The organism is Brevibacterium sp. HMSC24B04 (assembly GCF_001806835.1).
GTDB classification, from domain to species: domain Bacteria; phylum Actinomycetota; class Actinomycetes; order Actinomycetales; family Brevibacteriaceae; genus Brevibacterium; species Brevibacterium ravenspurgense.
On record NZ_KV786102.1, the window covers coordinates 81,261 to 82,827 of the forward strand.

General features: G+C 59.9%; 1 protein-coding gene and 1 tRNA gene. One reads left to right on the plus strand and one right to left on the minus strand.

Translation table 11 applies throughout. The annotated features are described in order from the left end of the window. Positions 1–50 precede the first annotated feature (50 nt). Positions 51–953, minus strand: a complete 903-nt coding sequence (ppk2, locus tag HMPREF3092_RS09150) for a polyphosphate kinase 2 (protein ID WP_019175670.1) — start codon at positions 951–953, stop codon at positions 51–53. Positions 954–1,189: 236 nt separating this feature from the next. On the opposite strand from ppk2, the gene HMPREF3092_RS09160 reads away from it, so the two are divergent. After that, positions 1,190–1,263: transfer RNA gene (locus tag HMPREF3092_RS09160), tRNA-Leu, on the plus strand. Positions 1,264–1,567: the final 304 nt, after the last annotated feature.

Genomic DNA, 1,567 nt, shown 5'->3' on the forward strand with positions numbered 1-1,567 from the left:
CGGGGCTGGAGATTTCTCCAGCCCCGCCTCGTGTGTTCTGCGGTCAGGCGTCAGTCGCCGACGGCTTCGATGCCGCGCATCACGATGTTGGCATCCGGTTCGTAGACGACGCTGGTGTCCTTGTCGTCGTACTCGACCGTGTTGAGGAAGTAGCGCATGGCGTTGAGCCGGGCTCGCTTCTTGTCGTTGGACTTCACCGAGATCCACGGGGCGTGATCGGTGTCGGTGCGCAGGAACGTCTGCTCTTTCGCTTCCGTGTAGTCGTCCCAGCGGCCCAGCGATTCGAGGTCCATGGGCGACAGTTTCCACTGGCGCACGGGGTCGATCTGACGGATGGCAAAGCGGGTGCGCTGCTCGGCTTCCGTCACGGAGAACCAGAACTTGGTCAGGTGGATGCCGGCCTCAACGAGCATGCGCTCGAATTCTGGGGCCTGGCGCATGAAGACCTCGTACTGGTCGTCAGTGCAGAAGCCCATGACGCGCTCAACATTGGCGCGGTTGTACCAGGAGCGGTCGAACATGACGATCTCACCGCGCGTGGGCAGGTGCTGCACGTAGCGCTGGAAGTACCACTGGCCCGACTCTTCTTCCGTCGGCTTGGCCAGCGCCACAGTGCGAGCTGAGCGCGGGTTGAGGTGCTCCGTGAAGCGCTTAATGGTTCCGCCCTTGCCGGCAGCGTCACGGCCCTCGAACACGATGACGTTGCGCAGGCCGTTGTCTTCGGCGAAGTACTGGTACTTCAGAAGTTCGATCTGCAGCTTGTACTTCTCGATTTCGTAGGCTTCCCGGTCCATGAGGGTGTCGTACGGGTAGCCTTCGCGCCAGGTTTCGACAGCTTTGCCGTCGGGGCTGATGAGGTGCGGGTCAGGAGTGTGCCCGTCTACAACCGTGTAGCCCTCCGTGCGGAGTTTGTCGATGTATTCGCGCAGGTTTTCTTTTGGGTGGGGGTGCATACAGGCTCCTTAACTCGCTTCTCTTTCCACTTTACGCACCGAGATTGACACGAGGTGAACTGGCGCACAGGTTGCTGCCGTTGAAGGTTCGGCGGATGGGCGCGTATGGGCGGCAGGGGTCAGGGAGCTGCAGATTCTTGCTCTGGGCACCCGGCACTGATTCCGCCTTCCGCGGCGCAGTCCTGCTAAGCTCGAGGGGCTGTTCGAGCACGTTTTCGGCCAGCATCTGCACCACTCCCCCTATAGCCCAATCGGCAGAGGCAGTCGACTTAAAATCGATTCAGTGTGGGTTCGAATCCCACTGGGGGGACTTTTTCTGCCCAAACAGCGCATACGCGCCCACCCAATAGCCGGATTCTGCGGTTTAGCAACAGCTTCCACGCCGACATTTTCCGGCTAACGGGAGTCTTTTTACGGCTAATGGGTGGAATCCGGCTAACGGGAGTCTTTTTACGGCTAAAGGATGGAATCCGGCTAACGGGTGTTTTTGCTGCCAACCGGAGCCCCGCCGCCCAGCCACCACCCCACACCCTTTAGCCGGATTCTGCGCCTTAGCAACAGCTTCTACGGCGACATTTTTCGGCTAACGGGAGTCTTTTTACGGCTAAAGGATG